The sequence below is a fragment of the Gordonia sp. 852002-50816_SCH5313054-c genome (assembly GCF_001665925.1).
Classification (GTDB): domain Bacteria; phylum Actinomycetota; class Actinomycetes; order Mycobacteriales; family Mycobacteriaceae; genus Gordonia; species Gordonia jacobaea.
The window spans coordinates 1-842 of the sequence record NZ_LZTE01000030.1 but is presented as its reverse complement, the minus strand read 5'-3'; the positions used below and the strand labels follow the sequence as shown (position 1 = coordinate 842).

The following is an 842-nucleotide window of genomic DNA, read 5'->3' as shown; positions in this document are numbered from 1 at the left end:
GTATGTGTTGGATGCGCGGTTGGGTGTGGTGCCGCCTGGTGTGCCTGGTGAGTTGTATTTGGGTGGTGTGCAGGTGGCGCGTGGGTATGCGTCGCGTGCGGGGTTGAGTGCTGAGCGGTTTGTGGCGGATCCGTTTGGTGGTGGGGGTTCGCGGTTGTATCGGACGGGTGATTTGGTGCGGTGGGGTGTTGGTGGGGAGATCGAGTATTTGGGGCGTACGGATTTTCAGGTGAAGTTGCGTGGGCAGCGGGTGGAGTTGGGTGAGGTGGAGGCGGTGGTTGCTGCGGCGCCGGGTGTGGTGCATGCGGTGTGTGCGGTGGTTGATGGTGGTGGTGGTCAGCAGTTGGTGGGGTATGTGTCGCCGGGGTCGGTGGATGTGGATGTGGTGGGCGAGTATGTGTCTGGGGTGTTGCCGGGTTATATGTGTCCGTCGGTGTGGGTGGTCACTGATGAGTTGGTGTTGAACAGTTCGGGGAAGTTGGATCGTCGGGCGTTGCCGCCGGTGGTGGTGGCGGAGGTGGGGTTTGTGGCGCCGGTGTCGTCGTCGCAGGTGTTGGTGGCGCAGGTGTTTGAGCGGGTGTTGGGTGTGTCGCGGGTGGGGTTGGGGGAGTCGTTTTTCTTGTTGGGCGGTAATTCGTTGTCGGCGATGCGGGTGGCTGCTGGGGTGGCGGATGTGTTCGGGGTGTCGGTGTCGGTGCGTGATGTGTTTGATGCACCTACCGTCGAAGAACTCGCCGAGGCAATCGAAGGCCGCGACCAGATGCTGCCCCGCGTGACAGCGGTGGCGCGACCGGCGCGGGTGCCACTATCCGCTGCGCAATCGCGGATGTGGTTCATCAACC

Annotated in this window: 1 protein-coding gene; it reads left to right on the top strand. The window is 62.9% G+C overall.

Features of this window, described 5'->3' with window-relative positions; genetic code table 11:
* Positions 1-842, top strand: an 842-nt coding sequence (locus A5788_RS05640) for a phosphopantetheine-binding protein (RefSeq protein ID WP_156525452.1), incomplete at both ends; no start/stop codon positions are given.